Origin of the sequence: uncultured Campylobacter sp. (assembly GCF_937890585.1) — a bacterium.
In the GTDB taxonomy this organism is placed as follows: Bacteria; Campylobacterota; Campylobacteria; order Campylobacterales; family Campylobacteraceae; genus Campylobacter_A.
Map to the genome: position 1 here is coordinate 1 of NZ_CALACG010000326.1, position 1,686 is coordinate 1,686.

The 1,686-nt window shown below is 38.5% G+C and carries 1 protein-coding gene and 1 pseudogene; both read left to right on the top strand.

The window, feature by feature from the left end; translation table 11 throughout:
• A pseudogene (locus tag Q0296_RS09815) lies at positions 1–1,075 on the top strand (hypothetical protein); the annotation flags it as partial.
• The coding region (locus Q0296_RS09820; protein ID WP_298040056.1) for a type II secretion system protein at positions 1,069–1,686 on the top strand (618 nt) is incomplete at its 3' end. The pseudogene Q0296_RS09815 and the gene Q0296_RS09820, both read left to right, overlap by 7 nt.

Below are 1,686 nucleotides of genomic sequence, written 5' to 3' on the forward strand. Positions count from 1 at the left end.
CATATCAAGTGACTTTTCATATATCTCAAATGAAGAAACTTTGTGGTCTCCGACATTAAAATTTAAAGTCAAGGCAATGTTGTCTAATGAAAATCCAAGAGCTTCTGGCGACAATACAGCACATCTTTATAAAAGTGGCTGCTATGCAAGTAATGCTGTCTTTAATATAAAAGTAGGGAATATAATACCTAACTACATAGACAATAATGGTTCAAAATTAAGCAATGATGAAGATGGTGTTAAAAAGCTAAATAGTGAGATACTATTTTTCGGTACTACTGATCAAAATGCGATTGTTCAAAAGCTAAAAGCATCGCCTCATGACGGCGGCTATATGGTAAAAAAAGAGGCTTTTAGAAGTGATGGCACAGCTGAGGTATATCTCAAATTTAACTTCAAGCGCGAAAAAAATGTAGCTAAAAATCCTTTTGAGGTGACAAGTGATATATTTACTTTTACAAAATTAGCCGAAGATGAAAATAGCATAAATAAAACAAAAGGTAGCCAATACTTAAAACCATCTAGGAAAACATCGGCGAAATTTTACTACGCTAGGACATACGCACCTTACTATGAGGGGCCAAATACTGGCTTTAAGGCAAAAATTTACTACGGAGTGTATTGCAACGGCTGCGACGAGAGTAAATTTATGTTGCAAAAGCCAGGATCAAGCGCTCGCTGGGAGGAGTTTGCAGGTACGCACTCATGGTATGTAAATCCTCTTCACGATGCTAGTTACGGCAATGTAGATAGATACGAATTTTCAAATCACACTATGCGAGATACAACCAAAGAGACGGCGCTTAGCGATGGCATAAGTTATATTTACGTAAAAAATAACCGAGCAGTTACAGATATAGCTAAGATGAAGACAGAAAACTGGCTCATATATAATGAATTTGATAAAGATGCAACGACAAATGATTTTACGCTGAAATTTCTCGTGCCAAATGGCGACTGGGCTGGCAAGACCCTAAAAAGTGGCTCTAGCAAAGGTGACGTAGGAAATGTCATAGGCGGCGAAAACAACTTTAACGATCTAAGCGATAAGACAAATAGGAGAATTTCTTGGTAAAAAGAGGCTTTTCTCTTATAGAGCTTATCCTCTCGATAGTCGTTGTGGCGATCATCAGCACGTCGATACCGCTTGTACTAAAGACCACATCTGAGCTAAATCAAAAGGCGGTTACTCAAGAGAGCTTGATGAATGCCAAGACCTATATGGGGCTTATCTTAAAAGCTCCCTTTAGCAACAAGGTCATCAAGGTCTCGACAAACATCGGCGGCAGTAGTGCTGAGACAGCTTACTTCTTTCCTATCATCTTAAAGCCAAACGACAAAGGAAACGAATTTTATAAGATAAACAAAATAACAGGCGACGGGCATAGAGTTTTTGCATACGAAAATTCACCAGATCTAGCGCCTGATACGGCAGTGAGGTCTGTGGATTACTATGGCAAAATATTAGATAAAAATTTAAACACGGCAAATCAAAACAGAGACTATATAGTTGGCTCAGGCTATAATGTAACTGTGAATAAGAACAATGGCTGGTTTAATCCAAATTTGGCGCTAGATAATAGCGATGTAAAAGAGATAGTAGTAACTGCTACTGCATACAAAAATGACACAAAGCAAAAGACGACATCGGTGCTAAGAGCCTACGCTTTTAATCTAGGCGAGGGC